General features: G+C 60.9%; 28 protein-coding genes and 1 pseudogene. 17 read left to right on the forward strand and 12 right to left on the reverse strand.

Annotation, left to right across the window (positions count from 1 at the left end; translation table 11 throughout):
• Positions 1-63 precede the first annotated feature (63 nt).
• The gene (locus V3W40_RS17310; protein WP_027608312.1) at positions 64-324 is read right to left on the reverse strand and encodes an accessory factor UbiK family protein; all 261 of its coding nucleotides are present in this window, start codon (positions 322-324) and stop codon (positions 64-66) included.
• Positions 325-746: 422 nt separating this feature from the next.
• Between V3W40_RS17310 and glnK the strand changes: the two genes are divergently transcribed.
• The 4 genes from glnK to sutA all read left to right on the forward strand — a co-directional run bounded on the left by glnK (position 747) and on the right by sutA (position 3,510).
• Complete coding sequence (gene glnK / locus V3W40_RS17315) at positions 747-1,085, forward strand: P-II family nitrogen regulator (RefSeq protein WP_002555808.1); 339 nt, start codon at positions 747-749, stop codon at positions 1,083-1,085.
• A gap of 34 nt (positions 1,086-1,119) precedes the next feature.
• On the forward strand, positions 1,120-2,457 hold the full coding sequence (locus tag V3W40_RS17320; RefSeq protein ID WP_027608313.1) for an ammonium transporter: 1,338 nt from the start codon (positions 1,120-1,122) through the stop codon (positions 2,455-2,457).
• Positions 2,458-2,656: 199 nt separating this feature from the next.
• The gene (locus tag V3W40_RS17325) at positions 2,657-3,082 is read left to right on the forward strand and encodes a secondary thiamine-phosphate synthase enzyme YjbQ (protein WP_065926688.1); all 426 of its coding nucleotides are present in this window, start codon (positions 2,657-2,659) and stop codon (positions 3,080-3,082) included.
• A gap of 101 nt (positions 3,083-3,183) precedes the next feature.
• Positions 3,184-3,510 carry a transcriptional regulator SutA gene (gene sutA / locus V3W40_RS17330; protein ID WP_027608315.1) on the forward strand — a complete coding sequence of 109 codons (327 nt, stop codon included), beginning with the start codon at positions 3,184-3,186 and terminating at the stop codon, positions 3,508-3,510.
• A gap of 195 nt (positions 3,511-3,705) precedes the next feature.
• On the opposite strand, the gene V3W40_RS17335 is transcribed toward sutA, so the two are convergent.
• The 6 genes from V3W40_RS17335 to lptM are packed head-to-tail and all read right to left on the reverse strand — an operon-like array spanning position 3,706 to position 8,294.
• The gene (locus V3W40_RS17335) at positions 3,706-4,401 is read right to left on the reverse strand and encodes an HAD family hydrolase (protein WP_074847965.1); all 696 of its coding nucleotides are present in this window, start codon (positions 4,399-4,401) and stop codon (positions 3,706-3,708) included.
• Entirely contained in the window at positions 4,398-5,297 is a 900-nt protein-coding gene (gene xerC, locus V3W40_RS17340) for a tyrosine recombinase XerC (RefSeq protein WP_065926686.1), read from the reverse strand. The genes V3W40_RS17335 and xerC overlap by 4 nt, the downstream gene beginning before the upstream one ends.
• 2 nt (positions 5,298-5,299) lie before the next feature.
• On the reverse strand, positions 5,300-6,019 hold the full coding sequence (locus V3W40_RS17345) for a DUF484 family protein (protein WP_065948745.1): 720 nt from the start codon (positions 6,017-6,019) through the stop codon (positions 5,300-5,302).
• 13 nt (positions 6,020-6,032) lie between these two features.
• Positions 6,033-6,863, reverse strand: a complete 831-nt coding sequence (gene dapF, locus V3W40_RS17350; protein WP_065926685.1) for a diaminopimelate epimerase — start codon at positions 6,861-6,863, stop codon at positions 6,033-6,035.
• Positions 6,864-6,866: 3 nt separating this feature from the next.
• Positions 6,867-8,114: a diaminopimelate decarboxylase gene (gene lysA, locus V3W40_RS17355; RefSeq protein ID WP_065926684.1), complete on the reverse strand. Its 1,248-nt coding sequence runs from the start codon at positions 8,112-8,114 to the stop codon at positions 6,867-6,869.
• A 9-nt stretch (positions 8,115-8,123) separates the two neighbouring features.
• Positions 8,124-8,294 carry an LPS translocon maturation chaperone LptM gene (gene lptM, locus V3W40_RS17360; RefSeq protein ID WP_010207449.1) on the reverse strand — a complete coding sequence of 57 codons (171 nt, stop codon included), beginning with the start codon at positions 8,292-8,294 and terminating at the stop codon, positions 8,124-8,126.
• A 238-nt stretch (positions 8,295-8,532) separates the two neighbouring features.
• Between lptM and cyaY the strand changes: the two genes are divergently transcribed.
• The 3 genes from cyaY to rnk all read left to right on the forward strand — a co-directional run bounded on the left by cyaY (position 8,533) and on the right by rnk (position 9,628).
• Positions 8,533-8,865, forward strand: a complete 333-nt coding sequence (gene cyaY / locus V3W40_RS17365; RefSeq protein ID WP_065926683.1) for an iron donor protein CyaY — start codon at positions 8,533-8,535, stop codon at positions 8,863-8,865.
• Positions 8,866-8,867: 2 nt separating this feature from the next.
• Complete coding sequence (locus V3W40_RS17370; RefSeq protein ID WP_027608322.1) at positions 8,868-9,086, forward strand: DUF1289 domain-containing protein; 219 nt, start codon at positions 8,868-8,870, stop codon at positions 9,084-9,086.
• A gap of 131 nt (positions 9,087-9,217) precedes the next feature.
• The gene (gene rnk, locus V3W40_RS17375; protein ID WP_053127715.1) at positions 9,218-9,628 is read left to right on the forward strand and encodes a nucleoside diphosphate kinase regulator; all 411 of its coding nucleotides are present in this window, start codon (positions 9,218-9,220) and stop codon (positions 9,626-9,628) included.
• Here the strand turns inward: rnk and V3W40_RS17380 are convergent.
• The 3 genes from V3W40_RS17380 to V3W40_RS17390 form a co-directional block, all read right to left on the reverse strand.
• Entirely contained in the window at positions 9,625-12,465 is a 2,841-nt protein-coding gene (locus V3W40_RS17380; protein ID WP_315872746.1) for a class I adenylate cyclase, read from the reverse strand. The two genes, rnk and V3W40_RS17380, sit on opposite strands and share 4 nt — an antisense overlap.
• 167 nt (positions 12,466-12,632) lie before the next feature.
• Positions 12,633-12,887 (reverse strand): TIGR02647 family protein, encoded by a 255-nt coding sequence (locus tag V3W40_RS17385; RefSeq protein ID WP_027608325.1) that lies wholly within the window; start codon positions 12,885-12,887, stop codon positions 12,633-12,635.
• A gap of 95 nt (positions 12,888-12,982) precedes the next feature.
• Positions 12,983-13,267 carry a hypothetical protein gene (locus V3W40_RS17390; protein ID WP_065926681.1) on the reverse strand — a complete coding sequence of 95 codons (285 nt, stop codon included), beginning with the start codon at positions 13,265-13,267 and terminating at the stop codon, positions 12,983-12,985.
• Between the two features lie 125 nt (positions 13,268-13,392).
• Between V3W40_RS17390 and V3W40_RS17395 the strand changes: the two genes are divergently transcribed.
• Positions 13,393-14,052 (forward strand): glutathione S-transferase family protein, encoded by a 660-nt coding sequence (locus V3W40_RS17395; protein ID WP_323146126.1) that lies wholly within the window; start codon positions 13,393-13,395, stop codon positions 14,050-14,052.
• 36 nt (positions 14,053-14,088) lie between these two features.
• Here the strand turns inward: V3W40_RS17395 and argH are convergent, their stop codons facing one another.
• Positions 14,089-15,483 carry an argininosuccinate lyase gene (argH, locus tag V3W40_RS17400; RefSeq protein WP_065926679.1) on the reverse strand — a complete coding sequence of 465 codons (1,395 nt, stop codon included), beginning with the start codon at positions 15,481-15,483 and terminating at the stop codon, positions 14,089-14,091.
• A 389-nt stretch (positions 15,484-15,872) separates the two neighbouring features.
• Here argH and V3W40_RS34745 point away from each other — a divergent pair.
• The 8 genes and pseudogenes from V3W40_RS34745 to V3W40_RS17435 form a co-directional block, all read left to right on the forward strand.
• Positions 15,873-15,989: pseudogene (locus V3W40_RS34745) on the forward strand (sensor histidine kinase); the annotation flags it as partial.
• Positions 15,986-16,732 (forward strand): LytR/AlgR family response regulator transcription factor, encoded by a 747-nt coding sequence (locus tag V3W40_RS17405; RefSeq protein WP_065926678.1) that lies wholly within the window; start codon positions 15,986-15,988, stop codon positions 16,730-16,732. The pseudogene V3W40_RS34745 and the gene V3W40_RS17405, both read left to right, overlap by 4 nt.
• Positions 16,733-16,869: 137 nt before the next feature.
• Complete coding sequence (gene hemC, locus V3W40_RS17410) at positions 16,870-17,811, forward strand: hydroxymethylbilane synthase (RefSeq protein WP_065926677.1); 942 nt, start codon at positions 16,870-16,872, stop codon at positions 17,809-17,811.
• Positions 17,808-18,566 (forward strand): uroporphyrinogen-III synthase, encoded by a 759-nt coding sequence (locus V3W40_RS17415; protein ID WP_330215391.1) that lies wholly within the window; start codon positions 17,808-17,810, stop codon positions 18,564-18,566. The genes hemC and V3W40_RS17415 overlap by 4 nt, the downstream gene beginning before the upstream one ends.
• Before the next feature lie 18 nt (positions 18,567-18,584).
• The gene (locus V3W40_RS17420) at positions 18,585-19,709 is read left to right on the forward strand and encodes a uroporphyrinogen-III C-methyltransferase (RefSeq protein WP_065948751.1); all 1,125 of its coding nucleotides are present in this window, start codon (positions 18,585-18,587) and stop codon (positions 19,707-19,709) included.
• Between the two features lie 5 nt (positions 19,710-19,714).
• Positions 19,715-20,956, forward strand: coding sequence for a heme biosynthesis protein HemY (locus V3W40_RS17425; protein WP_065926674.1), 1,242 nt, complete (start codon positions 19,715-19,717; stop codon positions 20,954-20,956).
• A gap of 236 nt (positions 20,957-21,192) precedes the next feature.
• On the forward strand, positions 21,193-21,714 hold the full coding sequence (locus V3W40_RS17430; RefSeq protein WP_092488233.1) for a disulfide bond formation protein B: 522 nt from the start codon (positions 21,193-21,195) through the stop codon (positions 21,712-21,714).
• 209 nt (positions 21,715-21,923) lie between these two features.
• Positions 21,924-22,382: an Rsd/AlgQ family anti-sigma factor gene (locus V3W40_RS17435; protein ID WP_027608335.1), complete on the forward strand. Its 459-nt coding sequence runs from the start codon at positions 21,924-21,926 to the stop codon at positions 22,380-22,382.
• A 52-nt stretch (positions 22,383-22,434) separates the two neighbouring features.
• Here V3W40_RS17435 and V3W40_RS17440 read toward each other — a convergent pair whose 3' ends face one another.
• Complete coding sequence (locus V3W40_RS17440; RefSeq protein ID WP_323146123.1) at positions 22,435-23,112, reverse strand: FKBP-type peptidyl-prolyl cis-trans isomerase; 678 nt, start codon at positions 23,110-23,112, stop codon at positions 22,435-22,437.
• A gap of 192 nt (positions 23,113-23,304) precedes the next feature.
• Between V3W40_RS17440 and V3W40_RS17445 the strand changes: the two genes are divergently transcribed.
• Positions 23,305-23,889, forward strand: a 585-nt coding sequence (locus V3W40_RS17445; RefSeq protein WP_330215392.1) for an AlgP family protein, incomplete at its 3' end; no start/stop codon positions are given.

Here is a 23,889-nt window from a genome sequence, read left to right on the forward strand (position 1 = left end):
TCAGCATTGATACCGGCTGATACACCGCCATCGGGAGCAAGCCCCCTCCCACACTGATCGCATTTATTCGGCTGGAGGGGTCAACCGCGCTTCCAGTTCTGCGACTTTCGCTTCCAGGCTCTCCAGCCGCGCACGGGTGCGGGCGAGCACCACCATCTGGCTATCAAACTCTTCCCGGCTCACCAGGTCGAGCTTGCTGAAACCGCTTTGCAGCAAGGCCTTGAACTGGCTTTCGATTTCATTGCGGGGCAGCGGGGTGTCGCCGCTGAACAGGCGAGAGGCGTGGCCGCTCAGGGCGTCGAGGAGGTCTTTGGGCGCGAGCATGGGAAATATTCCGGAAAACTGTTGGCGGGCAGTGTATCACGCAGCGTCTATAGTCTTTTTCACGGCCTGGGTCGCACGCTTTTCGCGCATCAGGCTGGGCGGCTATGCACCGTTTTCGTGCGCATTGCAGGCGCCGGATGGCCCCGTTGGTGGGCCTAGGTGAGCAAAGGACTGATTTCAGTGATTTTTACGGAGCTGGCAAGGTTTCTGCTTAGACGATCATGACCCATGCACTGATGCAGTCGCTGTGACGAATGCAGTGCGCCGACGGATCAGGGGTACAGGTTTCGTCACCAGTGGTTCGCTGGCGTCGCAATGGCAACTGCCCTTGCGACGATGCGTTACAAAGCCAGGCACTGCGCTTAGACTTGAGACGGGTTTGTTTTCCTGGGGCAAGTCCACCAATTCGGGAGAGAGTTTTCATGAAGCTAGTCACTGCCATCATCAAGCCGTTCAAGTTGGACGATGTACGCGAGTCGTTGTCCGAGATCGGCGTGCAGGGCATTACCGTTACTGAGGTCAAGGGCTTCGGTCGGCAGAAGGGTCACACCGAGCTGTATCGCGGCGCGGAATATGTAGTGGATTTCCTGCCGAAGGTGAAGATTGATGTCGCCATTGACGACAAGGATCTTGACCGGGTTATCGAGGCGATAACCAAGGCCGCCAACACCGGCAAGATCGGTGACGGCAAGATCTTCGTGGTCAATCTGGAACAGGCTATTCGCATCCGTACCGGCGAAACCGATACCGACGCAATCTAAGCCGCCAAACCCCAACGCCCCAGGAGAAAACAATATGACTCTGCGTAAATTCGCAGGGCTCGGAGCCCTGTTGTCCATCGTAATGCCAAGCCTGGCCATGGCGGCAGACGAAGTGGCTGCTCCAGTCCTCAACTCCGGTGACACCGCCTGGATGCTCACATCCACCGCGCTGGTGCTGTTCATGACCATTCCAGGCCTGGCGCTGTTCTACGGCGGCATGGTGCGCTCCAAAAATATTCTGTCGGTGATGATGCAGTGCTTCGCCATCACCGGCCTGATCAGCATCCTGTGGGTTGTCTACGGCTACAGCATCGCGTTCGATACCACCGGTATGGAACAGGGTGTGGTCAACTTCAACTCCTTCTTCGGCGGCATGGGCAAGGCGTTCCTGGCGGGTGTGACCCCGGCCAGCATCACCGGGCCGGCTGCGCTGTTCCCGGAAGCCGTGTTCATCACCTTCCAGATGACCTTCGCCATCATCACCCCGGCGCTGATCGTCGGTGCGTTCGCCGAACGCATGAAGTTCTCCGCCATGCTGATCTTCATGGCTATCTGGTTCACTCTGGTCTATGCGCCAATCGCCCACATGGTGTGGAGCGGCAACGGTGGCCTGCTGTGGGACTGGGGCGTGCTGGACTTCGCCGGCGGCACTGTGGTGCACATCAATGCCGGTGTCGCTGGCCTGGTGGCGTGCATCGTGCTCGGCAAGCGTAAAGGCTTCCCGACCACTCCAATGGCGCCTCACAACCTGGGTTACACCCTGGTGGGTGCGGCCATGCTGTGGGTCGGCTGGTTCGGCTTCAACGCCGGCTCTGCGGCTGCGGCCAACGGCACCGCCGGCATGGCGATGCTGGTGACTCAGATTGCTACCGCTGCTGCAGCCCTGGGCTGGATGTTCGCCGAGTGGATTACTCACGGTAAGCCAAGCGCACTGGGCATCGCCTCGGGTGTAGTGGCTGGCCTGGTCGCCGTTACACCGGCCGCCGGCACTGTTGGTCCGATGGGCGCCCTGGTGATCGGCCTGGTGGCCGGTGTGATCTGCTTCTTCTGCGCCACCAGCCTCAAGCGCAAGCTGGGCTACGACGACTCCCTGGACGCATTCGGCGTGCACGGTATCGGCGGTATCGTCGGTGCGATCCTCACCGGTGTGTTTGCAGCCCCTGCATTGGGCGGCTTCGGCACCGTGACTGACATCGCAGCTCAAGTCTGGATCCAGTGCAAAGGTGTCGGCTTCACCGTGATCTATACCGCCATCGTCACCTTCATCATCCTCAAGGTGCTGGACGCGGTCATGGGCCTGCGGGTTACCGAAGAGGAAGAGGCTGTCGGCCTCGACCTGGCGCAACACAACGAACGCGGCTACAACCTGTAAGTACGCGAAAAAAAGATGCCCGGCTTGCCGGGCATTTTTTTGCCTGGCGTTTGTCAGTCATAACAAGCTGTGCCGGTTTTTGCGCAGAGTTTGTCATGCACTTTCCAGCGTGCGAATGTCTTACAGGCACGTAGGCGTATTCGGCACTTTGTTTTTTCCCAGAGCGCGCTAGAATGCGCGCCGATGGGCGGAGAACTGTATGTGGCAACAGACCCTGATTACCCTGCGGGCCAAGCCCCGGGGCTTTCACCTGGTGACTGACGAGTTGCTTGCCGGCTTGCCTGAACTGAAGGCCTGCCGCGTGGGCCTGTTGCACCTGTGGCTGCAGCACACCTCGGCCTCGTTGACGGTCAACGAGAATGCCGATCCGGCGGTTCGTCGTGACTTCGAGCGTTTTTTCAACTCGCTGGTGCCGCAAGGTTACGCCGGGTTCGAACACAACGACGAAGGTCCGGATGATCTGCCGGCGCACTTCAAGGCCAGTCTCCTGGGCTGCCAGCTGAGTTTGCCGGTCAAGGCCGGCCGCTTGGCGATGGGGACCTGGCAAGGTGTTTATCTGGGCGAGCACCGTGATCATGGCGGTGCTCGTAAAGTCCTCGCCACCTTGCACGGTGATGGGGCATAAGCCACTGGTTATCCGGTGGATGTGATTTTTTTCCGGCAACCTCGACAGAGGGCGAAGCTGGGCTATAACTAATCTGCTTTTCGCAAGTCATGAGGTAGAACATGAGCGACGATGATCTGGAAAACGACGAACTCGAAGTAGGTGACGAAGACGACACCGAAGAAGGTCTTGAAGCGGCGGCGGAAGACGTTGCTGAGGACGACGGTGGTGATGACGCTCCTGTTCCAGCTGCCAAGGGCAAAGCCAAGGCTGCTGTTTCGGTAGATGAATTGCCGAGCGTTGAGGCCAAGAACAAAGAGCGCGATGCCCTGGCCCGTGCGATGGAAGAGTTTCTTGCCAAAGGCGGCAAAGTGGTCGAAGTCGAGCCCAATGTGGTTGCTGACCCGCCCAAGAAGCCGGATAACAAGTACGGCAGCCGACCTATCTAAGGTCAGCCACCTGCTTGTAAGAAAAAGCCCGCCGTCGCTGCGGGTTTTTTCATGCCTGTAATAACCGGCTACAGGTTACCCCCAATCAAGTGTGGGAGGGGGCTTGCTCCCGATTACAGTAGGTCAGTCAATACATCTGGAGACTGATACACCGCTATCGGGAGCAAGCCCCCTCCCACATTTTTCTCACCCGTGTTACTGCCAACTGCGAAGTAACTCCGGCAACTCCGTCAGGCTGCGAATCTGTGCATCCGGGAGTTTATCCCCTTCCCACACCTTGCCCGACGGGTTGAACCACACTGCCCGCAGCCCCGCCTGCTGAGCCCCGGCAATGTCGTCCCCGGGGTGGTCGCCAACATGCACCGCCGCACTGGCATCTACTCCGCCGCGCTGCAGCGCTTCCTGGAACAGCCGCGCATCCGGCTTGGCGATGCCAATATCTTCAGCGCGTAGCGCAAAGTGAAAGTAGTCCGCCAGGCCAACACGCTGCACATCGGCATTGCCATTGGTGATCACACCCAGCAGAAAGTGCTGGCGCAGCGCTTGCAGCATCGGCTCGGCCTCAGGGAAAGGCGTGAGCTGATGGCGGGCGTGAATGAACGCTTCGAAACACACATCGGCCATTTCCGTGGCCTCAGGCTGTGGATAACCGGCCTCTTCAAACGCATGTATCAACACCCGATGGCGCAGGATACTGATGCGGTGTTTGAGTTCGGGATGCCGTTGCAGCACCTGTTGGCGCAGGCTGGCGAAATGCTCCAGGGGCAGGTCGCCCACCTTGGCGGCATGGGTGGCCAGCCATTCGCGCATCGACGCTTCGGCGCTGATGATGACGGGTACGTTGTCCCAGAGCGTGTCGTCCAGGTCGAAGGTGATCAGCTTGATGTTCATGAGTCGCCGTCCTTGATGCGTTTGGCCCGTGGATGGGCGCTGTCGTAGACCGTTGCCAGGTGCTGGAAGTCCAGATGGGTATAGATCTGCGTGGTCTTGATGTCGGAATGGCCAAGCAGTTCCTGCACGGCGCGCAGGTCCTGGGACGATTCCAGCATATGGCTGGCAAAGGAGTGCCGCAGCATATGTGGATGCAGGTTCTGCCCCAGCTCGCGCTCGCCGGCAGCCTTGACCCGTACCTGGATGGCGCGCGGCCCCAGGCGCCGCCCTTGCTGGCTGATAAACACCGCGTCGTCCACCGGGTTGGCCAGGGCGCGCAGCGGCAGCCACAGTTGCAGGGCTTCGCGGGCTTTCCTGCCTACCGGCAGCACCCGAGTCTTGCTGCCTTTGCCGAGCACTTGCACCAGGCCGTCGGCCAGGTCCAGTTGATCGAGGTTCAGGCCCGTCAGCTCCGATAGGCGCAGGCCTGAAGAGTAGAACAGTTCGAGGATCGCCTGGTCGCGATGGGCGAGGAAATCATCCTCCACGGCGCCATCGAGCAATTGCAGGGCACGGTCGGTGTCCAGGGTCTTGGGCAGGCGTCGTTCGCCTTTCGGCGGGGACAGGCCGCTGGCCGGGTCGTGGTCGCAGAGGCCTTCGCGATTGAGGTAGTGATACAGGCCACGCACCGCCGACAGCAGGCGCGACAGACTGCGCGAGGACTGGCCCGCCTGGTGCAGCCGTGCGATCAGGCTGCGCAGGCCCTGGATATCCAGGGTCTTCCAGCTGGTGACCTGCTGTTTTTCGCAATACGCCAGGACCTTGTTCAAGTCCCGTCGGTAAGCCTCCAGGGTATGGGGTGACACCTGGCGCTCGTTACGCAGGTGAGCGCAGTAAGCGTCCAGTTGCCGTTCCATGGCTAGCGCACCGCGCGCAGGGCGGTGGTGTGGCGCGGAAGGACGCGGCCCAGTACTTCGGCGATATAGGTGAGGAACAAAGTGCCCACCGAGCTCTTGTAGTGCGCGGGATCGCGGCTGGCGATGGCCAGGACGCCGTGCAGGCCTTGATGGCTGAGAGCGACGACGGCGGTAGAGCCGATCTGCTTGCGTTGTTCGGCGCCGAACAGGAAGTCCAGCTCGTGCTCGCGCAGCGTGCCGCTGATGGTCTTGCCTTCGGAAAGCAGGCCGCCGATCGCGGTTTGCGCGTCGCCGCCACTGACCCAGCGACCCACCGGCATCGGGTTGTCGCTGAACAGGATCAGGCTGACAAACGGCACCTGGAAGTCCTGGCGCAGGCTGTCTTCCACGGCAATCACCGTTTCTTCCAGGCTGCCGGCGTCCATCAGGGTAAGAATCAGGCGGCGGGTTTTCTCGAACAGACGGTCGTTGTCGCGGGCGACATCCATCAGGTGCGAGAGCTTGTGGCGCATTTCGATATTGCGCTCGCGCAGGATCTTCATCTGTCGCTCCACCAACGACACGGTGTCGCCGCGCTGGTGGGGGATGCGCAGGGCCGGGAGCAGTTCTTCGTGTTCGACGAAGAAGTCCGGATTAGCCTCAAGGTACGCCGCGACGGCAGCGGCCTCCAGACTTTCGCTCGGGGTAGTTGCTTGTGCGGGTACTTGAGGCTTATCGGTCATTGGCTTGGCTCACTCATAGACGGACCTGTCCTTCGTATACGCGCGAGGCCGGCCCGGTCATCATCACCGGGTGGCCAGGGCCTGCCCACTCGATGGACAGGCGTCCACCGGGCAGGTCGATCAACAGGGGCGAATCCATCCACCCCTGGCTGATCGCGGCCACGGCAGCGGCGCAAGCACCGGTACCGCAGGCCTGGGTTTCGCCGGCGCCGCGTTCCCACACGCGCAATTGCGCGCGGGAACGGTCGATCACCTGCAGGAAACCCACATTGACCCGCGCCGGAAAGCGCGGGTGGTGTTCGATCTTCGGCCCCAGTTCATGCACGGGGGCAGTGTTGATGTCGTTGACCCGTAGCACCGCATGGGGGTTGCCCATGGACACGGCAGCGATGTCGACGGTCTGGCCGTCAACGTCCAGCGGGTAGCTGGCGGCCTGCTCGGTCGCCTGGAACGGAATATCCGCCGGCACCAGGCGCGGCGCGCCCATGTTGACGCTGATCTGGCCGTCGCTGCGGATATCCAGCTCGATCACGCCGCTCTTGGTCTCGACGCGAATCTGCCGCTTGGCGGTCAGGCGCTTGTCCAGCACAAAGCGTGCAAAGCAGCGCGCACCGTTGCCGCACTGTTCCACTTCGGAGCCGTCGGAGTTGAAGATCCGATAACGGAAATCCACCTCCGGGTTGCTTGGCGCCTCGACGATCAGCAATTGGTCGAAGCCAATCCCGGTATGCCGGTCGCCCCACTGTTTAGCGTGCTTGGGCAGGATGTGCGCGTGCTGGCTGACCAGGTCGAGGACCATGAAATCATTGCCCAGCCCGTGCATCTTGGTAAAACGCAGCAGCATGGCTTACTCCGGCAGCAGGCTTTCGCCAGCATACAACTCGGCTACCGTCTCGCGGCGACGCACTTCCAACGCTTGATCACCGTCCACCAACACCTCGGCGGTACGTCCGCGGGTGTTGTAGTTGGAACTCATGACAAACCCGTAGGCACCGGCCGAATGCACGGCCAGCAGGTCGCCTTCTTCCAGGGCCAGTTGACGATCCTTGGCCAGGAAGTCGCCGGTCTCGCAGATCGGGCCGACGATGTCATAGGCGCGTGCTTCGCTGTTGCGAGGCGTCACCGCGGTGACATTCATCCAGGCCTGGTACAGCGCCGGGCGGATCAGGTCGTTCATCGCCGCATCGACGATGGCGAAGTCCTTGTGCTCGGTGTGCTTGAGGTACTCGACCTGGGTCAGCAGCACGCCGGCGTTGGCGACGATATAGCGGCCCGGCTCGAACATCAGCGTCAGGTCGCGGCCTTCGATGCGCTCGCGCACGGCCTGGATATAGTCGGCGATCGCCGGTGGCTCTTCATCGCGATAACGCACGCCCACGCCACCACCGAGGTCGATGTGGTGCAGGTAGATGCCGCATTCGCCCAGGCGGTCGATCAATGCCAGCAGGCGGTCGAGGGCATCCAGGAACGGCGGCAGTGTGGTCAGTTGCGAGCCGATATGGCAGTCGACACCCAGCACTTCCAGGTTCGGCAGCTGGGCGGCACGGATGTACACGTCTTCGGCGTCGGCAATGGCGATGCCGAACTTGTTCTCTTTGAGACCGGTGGAAATGTACGGGTGGGTGCCGGCATCGACGTCCGGGTTGACGCGCAGTGAGATCGGCGCACGAACACCCATCTCGGCGGCGACGACTTGCAGGCGTTCCAGCTCGTCGGTGGACTCTACGTTGAAGCAATGTACGCCGACTTCCAGGGCCCGGCGCATGTCTTCGCGGCTCTTGCCTACGCCGGAGAACACGATCTTGTCAGCCTGGCCGCCGGCGGCCAGGACCCGTTCCAGCTCGCCACGGGAGACGATGTCGAAACCGGCGCCCAGACGCGCCAGGACATTCAGTACACCCAGGTTGGAGTTGGCCTTGACGGCGTAGCACACCAGGTGCGGTACGCCATCGAGAGGGTCGGTGAACGAGCGGTATTGGGCTTCGATATGCGCACGGGAGTACACGTAGGTCGGGGTACCAAAGCGCTGGGCAATCGCGGACAACGCCACGCCTTCCGCGAACAGCTCGCCGTCCCGGTAGTTAAAAGCGTCCATGGAGCTCCCTTATTCGTAGGTGTCGTGCTTATGCGCTTTGGAGGGCTTTTGCGACGATTGCGCCTGTTCATTCGGGTCTTTGCTGTCATCGGGCAGGTACAGCGGGCCTTTTTGACCACAGGCACTAACGAGGCAAGCGACCGCGACGAGCGCAGCAAGGGAAGAGATCAGGCGCTTCATGGCGAAATCCTTGAATATGCATTAATTGCGCCCGAGTATACCGACCACCCGCCAGCTTGCCTATGCGCTGAAATACCCGTCCGGCGGGGGTTTGCCGAGATGGTCGGGAAGCGGACTACGCTGGTTGAGGATATTTCACACCGTCAATCGTGTTGAAATCGGTATCCTTTGCAATCGGCGGGGCTCGCCCGTATCGTGCGGCGCTTGAGCAAAACCAGACACTTTCGAGGTTGCCACAATGAGTTTGACCGAAGCCCGTTTTCACGACCTGGTGGATGCCACCCAAGAGAAGCTGGAAGATATTTTCGACGACAGCGACCTGGATGTGGATCTGGAAAACTCGGCCGGTGTGCTGACCGTCAAGTTCGAGAGTGGCCAGCAACTGATCTTCAGCCGCCAGGAGCCGCTGCGTCAGCTGTGGCTGGCGGCGCGCTCCGGTGGCGTCCACTTCGACTACGACGAAGAAAGCGGCAAATGGCAGTGTGACAAGAGTGAAGAGTTGCTGGGCGAGATGCTCGCGCGCCTGGTCCACGAATATACCGGCGCCGAGCTGGATTTCGACGAGATCTGACCGTGACCCAGCCTGCGCCTGTACGCCCGCCCAAGCCGCTGTTCAGTAATGTCAGCCCGGCGGTGCCGTCACCTTGTATCAGTTTGTGTCGCCTGGACGAGCAAAAAGTCTGCCTCGGCTGCTTCCGCCATGTGGAAGACATCCGTGAATGGCGCTCCGCCGATGATCAGCGGCGCCGAGTGATCGTGGCCCAGGCCGAGCAACGCAAGGCCGCGCCTTGAGCCCGTCTTGTTTATTTACGGTGCTGTGGTAGTGTCCGGATACGCCTCAACTCATCGAGGCCCGTGAGAACCCCGCCTTTTCCTGGCGGGGTTTTGCTTTTTTGTGCAGAAAAAAGGAGTCTGCCTGAATCATGACCGCACCTTCCATCATCCTCACCCGTCTTGATGTGCAGCGTCTTGAGCAATTGATCGACCGTATGGACGAGACGCAGCCGGGCGTTATTGCACTGCAAGCCGAACTCGACCGCGCCGAAGAAGTGGTTGGCCACGATGAAGTGCCTGCAACGGTCGTGACCATGAACTCCAGTGTGCATTGCCGTGAGCAAGGCAGCGGCAAGGACTACCACCTGACCCTGGTCTACCCGAAAGATGCGAATGCCGATGAAGGCAAGATTTCGGTCCTGGCCCCGGTGGGCAGTGCCTTGCTTGGCCTGCAGGTAGGGCAGCACATCGATTGGCCGGCACCGGGCGGCAAGACCCTCAAGCTTGAGCTGCTCAGTGTTGATGGTCAGCCTAAGGATGGCGGCGCCTTCCCTCTCTAGACCTGGCTCAGCGCCTCATTCAGCGCGAGCTCCAGCTCGGCCTTGTAGCGCAGGTACAAATTGCTTGGGCTTTGCACATCACCGAGCAGCCCCGACAGGTCGAGGTCGGTGATGTAGCAGCGGTAGCGCTCGGTTTCCCGGCGTTGCCCGACGATTTCCTGGGCGACCACTGCAAACAGTTGGTCGCCAAACTCCAGCTCGGAAAACTCCCGCTGATTGCAGTACAGGGTTATGCCCACCTGGCCCGGCGCCGCCTTGCCGATAATCGCCTGCACGTCATAAAACGGTTTGTTCGCGGGGTTCTGCGGGGCTGGCCGCGGCTCCACCCCACGCGCGCGCGTGCTGCCTGACGGCAGCAGTTGGTAGTACAAGATTTGCACCTCACCCAACGGTTGTTGCGTGTCCAGGGGCGACAGTGCTTCCCGGCGATAGATGATCGACTGCAAAAAGCGCTGCAACGGCGCCAACAGGCTCTGCTCATCATGAAACGGCAAGCGTTGCTGCCAGAGCGCGTTGAATTCATCCAGCACATACAGCTCGGCGAAGCCTTCGTTGACCCGGTAGAACACCTGCACGCAATCGGCCATGCCCATGGGCAGCAACAGCGCCAGGTCGTGGTCTTCCAGGGCCATGGCATCCAGGTGCAACGGGCTGTAGCTGGCCAATTCTTCGCTGAGGTAGGCGACCAGCGCATCCTGGGTCGCCAGTGATACGTGGGTGGCCTGGCCGGGCATCAACTCCATCACGTGATAGTGCTGCTGTACCTGGAGCAAGTAGCGGTGATTGCCCTGACCCAGCAGCAGGTTCTGTGCGGTGTCGAAGATTTCTTCCACTCGCTGGGCAATGAACTGCGCGCGGTTGTGACAGAAGCAGCGCACCCGCAGCCGAGGCAGATGATCCGACGGCAGTTGATTGAGGTAGTCGCGCAGGCAATCGAGCAGGGCATGGGGGCCGTCGTAGCGGCTGACCATCACCTCGTTCCAGCTGTTGAGCGTGACCTGATCGAGGGTCAGTACCAGGTTGTCTCGCACACCGGCATAGCTCAGGGAGTCGGTGCGCTCGGTGGTCATCAGGATATTCAGGTCGCGATGATGCTTGAGCGGGTCGACGCCGACGTTGATCAGCAGCAACACTTCCTCGGGCACCGCCGAGCGCAGCAGGCGCGCTTCATCAACGCTGGCCAGGGGCAGGGCGATAGCCTGCTGCAGGCTGCCCAGCAGGTTGAACAGCTCGAATTCGGTCATGTCGCTGGTGCCGGGGTGCAGCGCCAGGCGCGTGCTGCTGTCGATGACGCCGTTGCGGTGGCACCAGGTGAGCATTTCCAACAGGTCGCGGCTGCGCTTGATCGGCGCGAAGTGCTCCCATTCCAGGGCTGTGAGATTACCGTTGTACAGGCCCCAGTGGTGCTGGCCGGGCTCCTTGCGGTTGGGCGATTGCACCAGGGTCAGGGTGTCTTCGGCCAGGTCCGGGGCGATGCCGGGGTTGATGAATTCAACCTTGCCGGCCTTGCGTTCAAAGGCGGCATACAGGCGCCGTCCCAGCACATTGAGGTCGCGCTTGTTGATCAGGCTGACCGTCTGTTCGGTCCGGGCGAACTGGGTCAGGAAGCGATAGCTGTAGTTCAGCTCGCTGACCAGGGCACGGCGCTCGGAGGCCACCTGGCGTACTTTCCACTGGCTGCGGCTGTCCAGCAGCGCCAGTTGGCGTTGGTCCCAGCCCCACTCGTGGGCCAGGCGCTCCAGCAACAGCCGCTGCCAACTGGTGCTGCGCTGACCGGCGCTGAGCTTGCGGTTGACCTTCAGGTACAGGGCGCGACGCACCAGCTCCAGGCGCTCCGGCTCGTTGCGTGCCTTGAGATATTCCTCGATACGGCGGTACACCACGATGTACGGGTCCAGCTCATCCAGGTCCATCTGGTTGGCGAACACCGCGCGCTTGAAGCGCAGGCTCAGGCAGTGCACGTTCGGGTGCTCGCTGGCGTAGACCTCGGTCAATAGCAGCTTGAGCACCGACTTGTAGGGCGACTCGATGCCCTTGAACAGTTGCCACAGCCCGGCACCGATGAATTCACCGGGAGGGATACGCGCCAGGTGGCCGAGGTCGAGGGTTTCATCGGCGCGGATAAAACGCTTGGAGATCAGTGTGTGGGTGAATTCCGCATAGCGGGTCTCTTCATACACCGGCACCAGCCACCAGATCGGCGTACGCCCGGCCAGCCAGATGGCTGTGCGGTAAAACTCGTCCAGCAACAGGTAATGCTGGGTCGTGCCGCAGTCGTCGGAGCTGAGTTGGGTGTCGCGCTCGCCGAGTACAAAGCGCGTCGGCTCAATCAGGAAGAAGTGCGCTTCTGCGCCCATGCCCAGGGCCCAGGCTTCCAGCAGTTGGCATTTTTTACGCAGCTCCGCGAGCTCGTTTTCGCCCAGGTCGGGTGCGTGGCACACCCACACATCCATGTCGCTCTGGTCGGCCTGGGCGAGGGTGCCGAGGCTGCCCATCAGGAACAGACCGTGGATCGGTTTGGGTTGATTGACTGGACGCGGCTTATAAGAGAACGAGCGGGTCAGGCGCTGGGCTTCCGTGAGTGCCTGGGCGTCGGGCTCGAAGTTCGACAGCCCGGCCGGCGTACTGCCCGATACATACCCCGGCAACAGTGGGTGATTGACGTGAAAAAACAGCGGCAGCAGGGTCAGCACGCTTTGCTGGCGCGGCGTCAGCCCTTCGACGGCACGAGCCATGCGACCTTCATTGAGGGCCATGAAGCGCGCACGCAATTGGGCCAGCACCTTGCGGTCGATGCCTTCGTCCAGGTCAGGGCGGATTTCATGGGTGCGGGTCATGTCGAACTCGGTGGCTCGCAGGGCCCGACGCGGGCGGCCATGTAGGAGTTTACAGCCAGTCGCGTAGGAGGTTTAGAGGGAAATGGTTTTTGACGTCAAAAAGCGGGCCGTTGCACAACAGTGCCCTCGGAGTCCGCAAGAGCCGGACTCCATGGGCGGTATACGGATCAGGCGGCTTCTTTGGTGTTGGCGGTGCTCAGGATGGTCAGCAGGGTTTGGGCCTGCTCTGCAGCGTCCCGGCCAAGGCTGGTCAGGTAGCCTCCGTCCGGTTGATCGATAAGTCCTTTCGCATGGAGGCGCTTGGCAGCGGCGATGGCAGAGGGAGCGGCGGTCTGATGGACTTTCAGACCTTCCTTGGTGCTGTCCAAGGGGAAGAGTACAAGGATTTCCAGTTCGGCAACCAACTCAGGGGTATACGACATAAGGACTCCAGACTTTCTAAAATTTATTAGAGGCTAGCAGGCCATAAGGTGAACGCACTTTGCCGAACTGTCCAGCGTGTTGCGGTGTGCCGGGATTATTCCTTTTCGGGCGGCAGCTCAGGCAGTGCCCGCAGCGCTGTTTCATACCATTCGGTATTGAATGCGCGGTCATCATCCAGCATCGCGTCGATCTCGAAAGCCAACACATGAGCCATGAGATTCAGGATCTCTTCACGTTCATAGCCCACCAGGGTCAGTTTATTGAAAGTGGCCTTGGCTGCGGGCGGATTGTCGCTTTCGATCTGGTTTTCGATCGCTTCGATCAAGGTGTTTTCGGTGAACTCTTCTTCGTCGCTGTCGATATCGGTCGGCTCGCTCATGGCAGGCTCCTCAAGGAAAGGGCGCCAGTCTACCCCCATTCAGGCAGGTGATGCTGCTGGTCAGGACCGGCCCTGGGATCTATAACTCCTGCAGCCAACCCCGCACACGGCCTGGAGGCTTTGCGATGCTCAAGCTTTACGGATTCTCGGTCAGCAACTACTACAACATGGTGAAACTGGCACTGCTGGAGAAAGGCCTGGCTTTTGAGGAGGTGCCCTTTTATGCCGGGCAAACCCCTGAAGCCCTGGCGGTCAGCCCGCGTGGCAAGGTGCCGGTGCTGGGCGTGAAGCAGGGGTTTATCAACGAAACCAGTGTGATCCTCGAATACATCGAGCACTCCCAGGAAGGCCCGTCGCTGTTGCCGGCCGACCCGTTCCAGCGTGCCCAAGTGCTGGCGTTGTGCAGGGAAATCGAGCTGTACATCGAATTGCCCGCCCGCGCGTGTTTTGCCGAGGCGTTTTTCGGTATGCCGGTGCCGGAGGCGATCAAGGCGAAATCCAGGGCTGAGTTGCTGCTGGGGATCGGCTCTTTAGGCCGTCACGGCAAGTTCGCGCCTTTTGTGGCGGGGGAGGGCTTTACGATTGCGGATCTGTATTTCATGTACAGCGTGAACCTCGCCTGTGCGGTGGGCGAGAAGCTGTTTGGCCTGGACCTGTTGGCTGAATTGCCGGCGGCCAGAGCGTTGCTGGAGCGACTGCATGCCATGCCTAATGCGCAGAAGGTGGCGGCGGACAGGGAGGCCGCGATGCCGGCGTTCATGGCGATGGTTGCGGCCAAAAAATGATCAAATGTGGGAGGGGGTTGCCCCCTCCCACCTTTTTCAGCGGCTGGCGAGCAGGGCCTGGCCGCGAGCGACTGCAGCCTTCACCTGTGCCGGCGCGGTACCGCCCACGTGGTTACGGGCATTCACCGAGCCTTCCAGGGTCAACACGGCAAACACGTCCTGTTCGATCTGGTCACTGAACTGGCGCAGCTCTTCCAGGCTCATTTCCGCCAGGTCCTTGCCGGTGTCGACGCCGTATTTCACCGCATGGCCAACGATCTCGTGACAGTCGCGGAACGGCAGGCCACGGCGTACCAGGTAGTCCGCCAGGTCAGTCGCCGTGGAGAAACCGCGCAGGGCCGCTTCACGCATGATCGCGTGCTTGGGCTTGATCGCCGGGATCATGTCGGCAAACGCGCGCAGCGAGTCGCGCAGGGTGTCGGCGGCATCGAACAGCGGTTCCTTGTCTTCCTGGTTGTCCTTGTTGTAGGCCAAAGGCTGGCCTTTCATCAGGGTCAGCAGGCCCATCAGTGCGCCGAATACACGGCCGCTCTTGCCACGCACCAGTTCGGGCACGTCGGGGTTTTTCTTTTGCGGCATGATCGAGCTGCCGGTGCAGAAGCGATCCGGCAGGTCGATGAACTGGAATTGCGCACTGGTCCACAGCACCAGCTCTTCGGAGAAACGCGACAGGTGCATCATCGCGATGCTGGCGGCGGCGCAGAATTCGATGGCGAAGTCGCGGTCGGACACGCCGTCCAGGGAATTGCCGCCGACGGCGTCGAAACCCAGCAGTTGTGCGGTGTACTCACGGTCGATCGGGTAGGTGGTGCCGGCCAGGGCTGCGCTGCCGAGCGGCATGCGGTTGGCGCGCTTGCGGCAATCCACCAGGCGCTCGTAGTCGCGGCTGAGCATCTCGAACCAGGCCAGCAGGTGGTGGCCGAAGGTCACGGGTTGTGCGGTTTGCAGGTGGGTGAAGCCAGGCATGATGGTGTCCGCCTCACGCTCGGCCTGCTCCAGCAAGCCTTTCTGCAAGCGGGTGATTTCGGCCAGGATCAGGTCGATTTCATCGCGCAGCCACAGGCGGATGTCGGTGGCCACCTGGTCGTTACGGCTACGACCGGTGTGCAGTTTCTTGCCGGTCACACCGATACGGTCGGTGAGACGGGCCTCGATGTTCATGTGCACGTCTTCCAGGTCGACACGCCAGTCGAACGTACCGGCTTCGATCTCACCACGGATGGTGGTCAGGCCATCGATGATGCTGTCGCGCTCGGCGTCGGTCAGCACGCCGACCTTGGCCAGCATTGTCGCGTGGGCTATGGAGCCCATGATGTCGTGGCGGTACAGGCGCTGGTCAAAGGTGACGGAGGCGGTGAAGCGGGCGACGAAGGCGTCGACGGGTTCACTGAAGCGGCCGCCCCAGGACTGGTTGGTCTTGTCGGTGCTCATGGGTTCGCTCGTGGTCTGCTTATTAAGAGGCATGAAAGTGTGCCGGCGATAATAACAGGGTTGCCCTTGGAGGCGGTGCCGCGGGTCGTCGGCATTTTTATTTGTGCAAAGGATGGCTAAGTGCCTTGCCGCCGACCGCGTCCGGGACGAGACTGGAGACAGGTGCTTATTGATACGATATTTGACGATTGAGCAATATCGTCTCGGCGAGCGTCTACAGTTGGACTGATAGTGTGTGAATGCACCAAAGTCGGGTAATGCGGTCAGAGCCTGACTATCCATTTAAAAGGGGGGTATTCGGATTGTGTATCAGCAAACCCTACGACGATGCCCGAAGGCAGCAGGTCTTGGGCGCTATTGAACAGGTCCGGGTAAATATGGGTGCCGCTGTCAGGGCACTTTTTGCCGCTCGCGCTAGTCTTAGCGTGGATCGCTGTGACGCAAGTCACCGCACCTGTCTACGCTATCCTTGTGCGAGACTCACGCAGGAATCCAGCGCTATATGAATGTCCTGATCGTTGATGACGAACCCCAAGCCCGCGAGCGACTGAGCCGTTTGGTCAGTGAACTCGAGGGTTATACAGTCCTTGAACCGAGTGCCACCAGCGGCGAGGAGGCGTTGACGTTGATCGACAGCCTCAAGCCGGACGTGGTGTTGCTCGATATCCGCATGCCGGGCCTCGATGGCCTGCAAGTTGCTGCCCGCCTGAGTGAGCGCGAATCGCCACCTGCCGTGGTGTTGTGTGCCGCGCAAGAAGAGTTTGCCGCGCAGACACTGGAAGCCAGTGGTGTCAGCTTCGTAGTCAAGCCAGTGACTGCCGAGGCCTTGCTCAGGGCCCTGAAGAAAGCCGAACGTCCCAATCGCGCCCAACTCGCTGCCCTGACCCAGCCAGCCGCCCAAAGCGGCAACGGGCCGCGCAGCCATATCAGCGCCCGCACACGCAAAGGCATCGAGTTGATCCCCTTGGACCAGGTGGTCTACTTCATTGCCGATCACAAGTACGTGACCCTGCGGCATGAGGCTGGCGAAGTGTTGCTCGATGAGCCGCTCAAGGCCCTTGAGGATGAATTCGGTGACCGCTTCGTGCGAATCCACCGGAACGCGCTGGTGGCCCGTGAGCGAATCGAGCGCCTGCAGCGCACGCCCCTCGGGCACTTTCAGTTATTCCTCAAAGGGCTTAACGGGGATGCGTTGATCGTCAGCCGGCGCCATGTCGCCGGCGTGCGCAAGATGATGCAGCAGCTTTAGCCCGAGGGTTTTGGCAAGCCTGCATTCATTATCCCGGTGCGACGTGGCCAGGGAGGCCCCGCACTTGCTGATTCAAATCAAAGCGTATTTGCCTGAGCTGTTATTATCTGCCGTATCTATTCAGTACGGATTGATCCATGTCCTCTCGCGAAATCCGCATCGCCACCCGTAAAAGCGCCCTGGCCTTGTGGCAGGCCGAATACGTCAAAGCACGCCTTGAGCAGGCCCATCCCGGCCTCAAGGTGACCCTGGTGCCCATGGTCAGTCGCGGCGACAAGCTGCTCGACTCGCCGCTGTCGAAGATCGGCGGCAAGGGCCTGTTCGTCAAGGAACTGGAAACCGCGCTGCTGGAAAACGAAGCCGACATCGCTGTGCACTCAATGAAAGACGTGCCCATGGACTTCCCAGAAGGCCTGGGCCTGTTTTGCATCTGTGAGCGTGAAGACCCGCGTGACGCCTTCGTTTCCAATACCTTTGCGTCTTTGGATGACCTGCCCCTGGGCAGCATTGTCGGTACCTCCAGCCTGCGTCGCCAGGCACAGCTGTTGACCCGTCGTCCGGACCTGCAGATTCGCTTCCTGCGCGGCAACGTCAACACCCGCCTGGCCAAGCTCGATGCCGGTGAGTATGACGCGATCATCCTCGCCGCCGCCGGCCTGATCCGTTTGGGCTTCGAAGACCGCATCACCTCGGCCATCAGCGTCGAAGACAGCCTGCCTGCTGGCGGGCAAGGCGCCGTGGGCATCGAATGCCGCACTGCCGACCGTGAAATTCACGCGTTGCTCAACCCCCTGGATCACTACGAGACCGAAGTGCGTGTCACGGCCGAACGCGCCCTGAACAAGCACCTCAACGGTGGCTGCCAGGTGCCGATCGCCTGCTACGCCGTGCTCGAAGGTGAAAACCTGTGGCTGCGTGGCCTGGTTGGGGATCCGGATGGGGGCACTCTGCTGACTGCTGAAATCCGTGGTCCGCAGCGTGACGCCATCGCCCTGGGTGTCCAGGTGGCTGAAGAGCTGCTGGACAAGGGCGCTGGCGCCATTCTGCAAAAAGTCTACGGCGAGGCCGGCCCGCAGTGACCGGTTGGCGCGTGCTGCTGACACGGCCTGCCGAGGAGTCGGCGGCCCTGGCGGCGGCGTTGTCCGAAGCCGATATCTTCAGCAGCAGCTTGCCTTTGCTGGACATCGAACCGTTACCCGTTACCCCCGAACAACAGGCCGTCTTCGGTGATCTTGGCCGCTACTGTGCAGTGATCGTGGTGAGCAAACCGGCCGCGCGGCTTGCCGTGCAGCAGTTGGATCAAGCCTGGCCGCAACTGCCGTGGTTCAGCGTCGGTGCGGCCACCGCGCAGGTCCTGGCTGATCACGGCCTTCCCGTTCACTATCCCCAAACCGGCGACGACAGCGAGGCCTTGCTTCAATTGCCTGCGTTGCGCGAGGCTATCGCACGGCCCGGTGCGCGGGTGTTGATCCTGCGCGGCGAGGGGGGGCGGGAGCTGCTGGCTGAGCGTTTGCGCGAGCAAGGTGCTAGTGTCGACTACTTGGAGTTGTATCGTCGTTTCCTTCCGGCCTACGACACCGGTGTACTGACCCGGCACATCCAGTTGGAACGCTTGAACGGCCTGGTGGTCAGCAGTGGGCAGGGTTTTTTGCACCTGCAGGCCCTGGCCGGATCCGATTGGCCACAGGTGGCGCAGCTGCCGTTGTTCGTGCCCAGCCCGCGAGTCGCCGAGATGGCGCGGGCCGCTGGCGCAGAAAAAGTTGTGGATTGTCGCGGCGCGAGTGCCGCGGCTTTGTTAGTGGCGTTACGGAGTCATGCCGTTCCCACTCTCTGATACGCAAAGGACGGATACGTGAGCGAAACAGCCTTGCCTAAAGATGAAACCCAACCCGCACTTGATGCGCCGGTTGAGTCACCGGTCACCGCGCCGCGCCGCGGCAATGGCCTGGCAGTTGTCGCCCTGCTGCTTGGCGCTGCGGGTGTTGCCGCCGGCGGTTGGGGTCTCTGGCAGGTTCGTGCCCTGCAAGCCAGCAGCCAGCACCAACTGGGTCAAGTGCAGACCCTGGATGACCAATCCCAGGCCCTCAAGCAAAGCCAGCAACAACTGGCTGCACGCCTGGCGCAACTGCCGGGTGCGGATGAGCTTGAGGAGCGCCGTCGGCTGGTGGCCCAGTTGCAGGGTGACCAGCAGCGCTTGAGCCAGCGCCTGGAAACCGTGCTGGGTGCCAGCCGCAAGGATTGGCGCCTGGCTGAGGCCGAGCACCTGATTCGCCTGGCGAGTTTGCGCTTGTCTGCCTTGCAAGACATCAACAGCGCCCAGGCCCTCGTCCAGGGCGCCGACGAGATTCTTCGCGAGCAAAGCGATCCGGGCTCCTACGCTGCCCGCGAGCAGCTGGCCAAGAGCCTTGCCGCGTTGCGCAGTACTGAGCAGCCGGATCGCACCGGGCTGTATCTGCAATTGGCGGCCTTGCGTGATCAGGTCGTGCAACTGGCGGCCATTGCCCCTGAGTATCAACTGACCGAGCCCGCATCCCAGGGGCGTCCGAGCACCGATACGGACAGCCGTTGGAGCCAGTGGTGGGAGCAGATTTCCCGTTACTTCCGCATCGACTTCAACCCCGACGACAACATTCGTCCACTGCTCGCCGGTCAAGGCCTGAACCAGGTACGCCTGGCCCTCAGCCTGGCCCTGGAGCAAGCACAATGGGCGGCGCTCAATGGTGAATCGGCGGTGTACAGCCGCTCCCTGGGTGAGGCTCGCAGCGTGTTGCAGGACAACTTCAACCAGGACAACCCGCAGAGCAAGGCGATGCTGGCGCGTATCGCCGAGCTTGAGCCCAAGGCTGTCTCGGTGGTGACCCCGGACCTGGCGGCGAGCCTGGCTGCGGTGCAGGCGTACCTCGAACGTCGTCATCTGTCTGCTGACGAAGCCAAGGCGGCATCCACGCCGGCGGCCACGTCGGCGAAGCAGGAGTAGAGCCGATGAAGCGTTTCTATGTGATCCTGGTGCTGGCGATTGCAATCGCCCTGGCACTGGCCGTGGGCATTTCGAAACATACCGGCTACGTGCTGATTACCTATCCTCATGTGCTGCACTACGAGTCGAGCCTATGGGCTACCGTGGTGGCGGTGTTTGTCTTCGCCCTGGCTATCTACTTGATCCGCGTATTGCTGAGCCTGGTCACCACCTCGGGTGGCGTGGTCAACCCGTGGTCACGACGTAACCGCAGTCGCCGCGTGCAGATCGCCATTGAACAGGGCCAGATGGACCTCGCCGAAGGCCGTTGGGCCAGTGCCGAACGTCACCTGCACCGTGCCGCCGAAGCCGAGCGCCAGCCATTGCTGTACTACCTGGGCGCGGCCCGGGCGGCGAATGAGCAGGGCCGTTATGAAGAGTCGGACGGTTTGCTCGAGCGCGCCCTGGAGCGTCAGCCCCAGGCCGAGCTGGCGGTTGCCTTGAGCCATGCGCAGTTGCAATTGGACCGTGGCGATACTGACGGCGCGCTCACCACCTTGCAGGCCATGCACGAGCGTCATCCCCACAACGGCCAAGTGTTGCGCCAATTGCAGCGTCTGCACCAGCAGCGTGGCGACTGGTCGTCGGTAATCCGCCTGTTGCCGGAGCTGCGCAAGGATAAGGTACTGCCCGCCGGCGAATTGGCCGAATTGGAGCGGCGTGCCTGGGGGGAGAACCTGAGCCTGGCGGCCCAGCGCGAAGAGCAGGGCGAAGCCGGCCTGCAGTCTCTTGAGCGGGCCTGGCAACAGCTCACTTCCGCCCAGCGCCAGGAGCCGCAACTGGTCCTGGCCTATGCCGAGCAACTGCGTCAATTGGGCGCCGATGCCAAGGCGGAGGAGGCGTTGCGCGGTGCCATCAAGCGCGGCTACGACAGCCACCTGATTCGTCTCTACGGCCTGCTGCGCGGCAGTGATCCTGCCCGGCAATTGAAGTTTGCCGAGGGCTGGCTAAAGGACCACCCGGGCGATGCCAGCCTGTTGTTGACATTGGGTCGTCTGTGCCTGCAAAACAGCCTGTGGGGCAAGGCGCGTGATTACCTGGAAAGCAGCCTGCAGGTGCAACGTAATCCCGAGGCCTGTGCCGAACTGGCGCGGCTGTTGGCGCAGTTGGGCGACACCGAGCGCAGCAACCAGTTGTTCCAGGAAGGCCTGGGCTTATTGGATAACCGCTTGCTGGCGTCTCCGCTGCCAGTTCCTGCCCGAGTTTGATGCAGGAAGAAGTCTAGGGTTGGCTCAGATATTTCTGATGACCAGCCCTTCAATGCTGCGCATATGCCGGCCCTGAGGGGCTTTGAAGCAAACTCCTACGTTCATGCGCTTCAAGTCTTCCATTCTCTGACGGGATGTCCCTACGTTCTCACGGAATCGTCTGCTCTGGCGCGTATTGAAAGGGGTCAGGCCTTTCCTCTAACGTAACGACCTATCTCTCGCGATGCGGATAAAGCATGTCTTTGGCCCCTTCACGCTCCTTGTTTTTCCTTGCGTTCATGGCGGGTGCGCTGACGTTGGGTGCGTCCTTCTATCTTGAGTTCGGTGCCTCGTTACGCCCTTGTTTCCTGTGCCAGATGCAACGGGCCTTTCTGGCTGCCTTCACGCTGATCAATCTGGTCGCCGCTATCCACAACCCCAGGCGTTCCACTTTTTACTTGTACGGGTTTACGAGCATGGTCTGTGCGTTGCTGGGTGCCATCACCGCCGTACGCCAGGTGCTGCTGCAAAATGCCGCAGCGGATCAGGCCGCCGATTGCTGGCCCAGTCTCAGTCACATGCTCGAGAACCTGTCGCTGTGGCAGGCGTTGCAATTGACGGTCGAAGGCACGGTCGATTGTATGGAAATAAGCTGGACGCTATTTGACCTGAGCCTTCCCGAGTGGAGCCTGTTGTTCTTCCTGGGCATGTTGATCCTCGGTGTCATGCAATTTTCCCGACTGTTCTTGAGCCGTCCGTTGCGCTCAGCGGGCCGCTGATCGGAGGCCGCAGTTTGTAGGACGGGATTAAACACTTGTATGAACTTTCTCTCCTGCGTACCTTGAAGCCATAGTCATGGGGGCATAATCTGGCCCGCACGCGTTATTGAAACCGTTTGTCAGACGCGGCCTTGTCCCGCTGCTGTTTTATCCTTGAAGTGTTGCGCGGGCATCAGGCGGCAGCGCCCCTATAGGGAAGAGAGATCATCATGCTGGAAAGTTGTCAGAATGCTCAGGAACGCTGGGGTGGGGTGCACAAGCTGATCGACAGCTGGTTGAAGGCACGTCACGAACTGGTTCGGGCCTTTGATGCTCTTGGCGCCAAGCCTGAGGCACTGGCTGAGAATCGCAAGCCGTTGCAGGAGTTCTGTGAAGTGTTGGTGGACTATGTGTCTGCTGGCCATTTCGGTGTCTACGAGCAGTTGACCAAAGAGGCGGAAGCCTTCGATGATAAGCGTGGTCTGGAACTGGCCGAGACCCTTTACCCGCGTATCGATGTCATCACTGAGAAACTGCTGGCGTTCACCGACCTGTGTGATGCCGGCCAGTGCGTTGCTGAGAAATTTAAGGAGTTGGGTGGCCTGCTCCATGAGCGTTTCGAACTGGAAGATTGCCTGATCGAAGTGCTCCACAACGCCCATAAGGAAGAAGCTGTCCCCCAGGCCTGACCTTTGCGGGCGAGATAAGAACGGTGCGCATGGCGCACCGTTTTTTATTGGCTCAATGACGGGTGCCGAGTAATTCGATCTCGAATACCAGTGGCGTATACGGCGGGATCAGCTCGCCGGCACCGTCACCTCCATAAGCTTGGGCCGACGGGATCACGAGGCGCCATTTGGCCCCGACCGGCATCTGCTGCAACGCGCTGCTCCAACCGCTGATCACACTGTCCAGGCGAAACCACTGGGGTTGTGTGCTCTGATCGAAGACCGTGCCATCGGGCAATCGTCCAACGTAGTTCACCTGGACCTGATCATTCGCGCCAGGCTTGTTACCCGTGCCGGGTGTCAGTTCCGTGAGCAGGATGCCATCGGCCAACTCGCGCACCCCTTTCACGGCTTTTTCCTTGGTTAAAAACTGCTGCTCGGCGGCGAGCGCCTTTTCGCTTTTAGGCGCTTGGGCGTCGGCTTCGGCCTGCGCTTCGTGCTCGGCAAGAATCTGTTCGATGCGCGTGTTATCCAACGCCAGCGGCTTGCCTTGATAGGCTTGCTTGAGGCCGTCGATCAAGGCCTGGATCTGCAGGTCCGGGACTTCCTGGCGCAGGCGCTCACCGAGGCTGGCGCCCAGGCTGTAGGCGAGGTCGTGCTGGTCTTGGGGCGTGGTTTTTGACGGTGATTGCTCGCTCGCATTGGCCGTGGAAATCGCCAGGCCCAGCACAAGGAAAAGGTAACGCGACATGGGCATTCTCCTGCCGAAAGTGCGACGGATTATGCCAGTGCGAGTGCGTAAAAAGTGCCGCGTGTTTTCGTTATATCGATAAGAATTTTCGCACGTTGCAACGCAACGCAAACGATACTGTCAACATGCCCTAGCGGCGGTAAGAGCAGAGGGCTAGTATGAGCCGCACCCACGTCAGCCAGGAGGTAAACCATGTCGGCCAAACAGAAGCCTGTAAATACCCCGTTGCATTTACTCCAACAATTGTCGGGCAGCTTGCTCGAACATCTGGAAAGCGCATGTTCCCAAGCGTTGGCCGATGCAGAAAAACTGCTCGCCAAGCTGGAAAAACAACGCGGTAAAGCGCAAGAAAAGCTGCACAAATCCCGCACCAAACTGCAAGACGCCGCCACTGCCGGCAAGGCCAAGGCACAAGCCAAAGCCAAAGACGCGGTAAAAGAACTCGAAGACCTGCTGGATGCTCTCAAGGATCGTCAAGCTGAAACCCGCACCTACATTTCCCAACTCAAAAAAGATGCTCAAGAAAGCCTGAAACTGGCCCAGGGCGTTGGTCGTGTGAAGGAAGCCGTAGCTAAAGTGCTGGGTGCCCGTGCTCCGGCTAAAGCGCCAGCCAAGCCAGCGGCTAAAACCGCTGTTGCAAAACCAGCCGTGAAGCCAGCGACCAAAACTGCTGCTGCAAAGCCAGCCGTGAAGCCAGCGACCAAAACTGCTGCTGCAAAGCCAGCCGCGAAGCCAGTTGCTAAAACCGCTGCTGCGAAACCAGCCGCGAAGCCAGTT

This window comes from Pseudomonas sp. AM8 (assembly GCF_036346475.1).
GTDB lineage: Bacteria > Pseudomonadota > Gammaproteobacteria > Pseudomonadales > Pseudomonadaceae > Aquipseudomonas > Aquipseudomonas marginalis.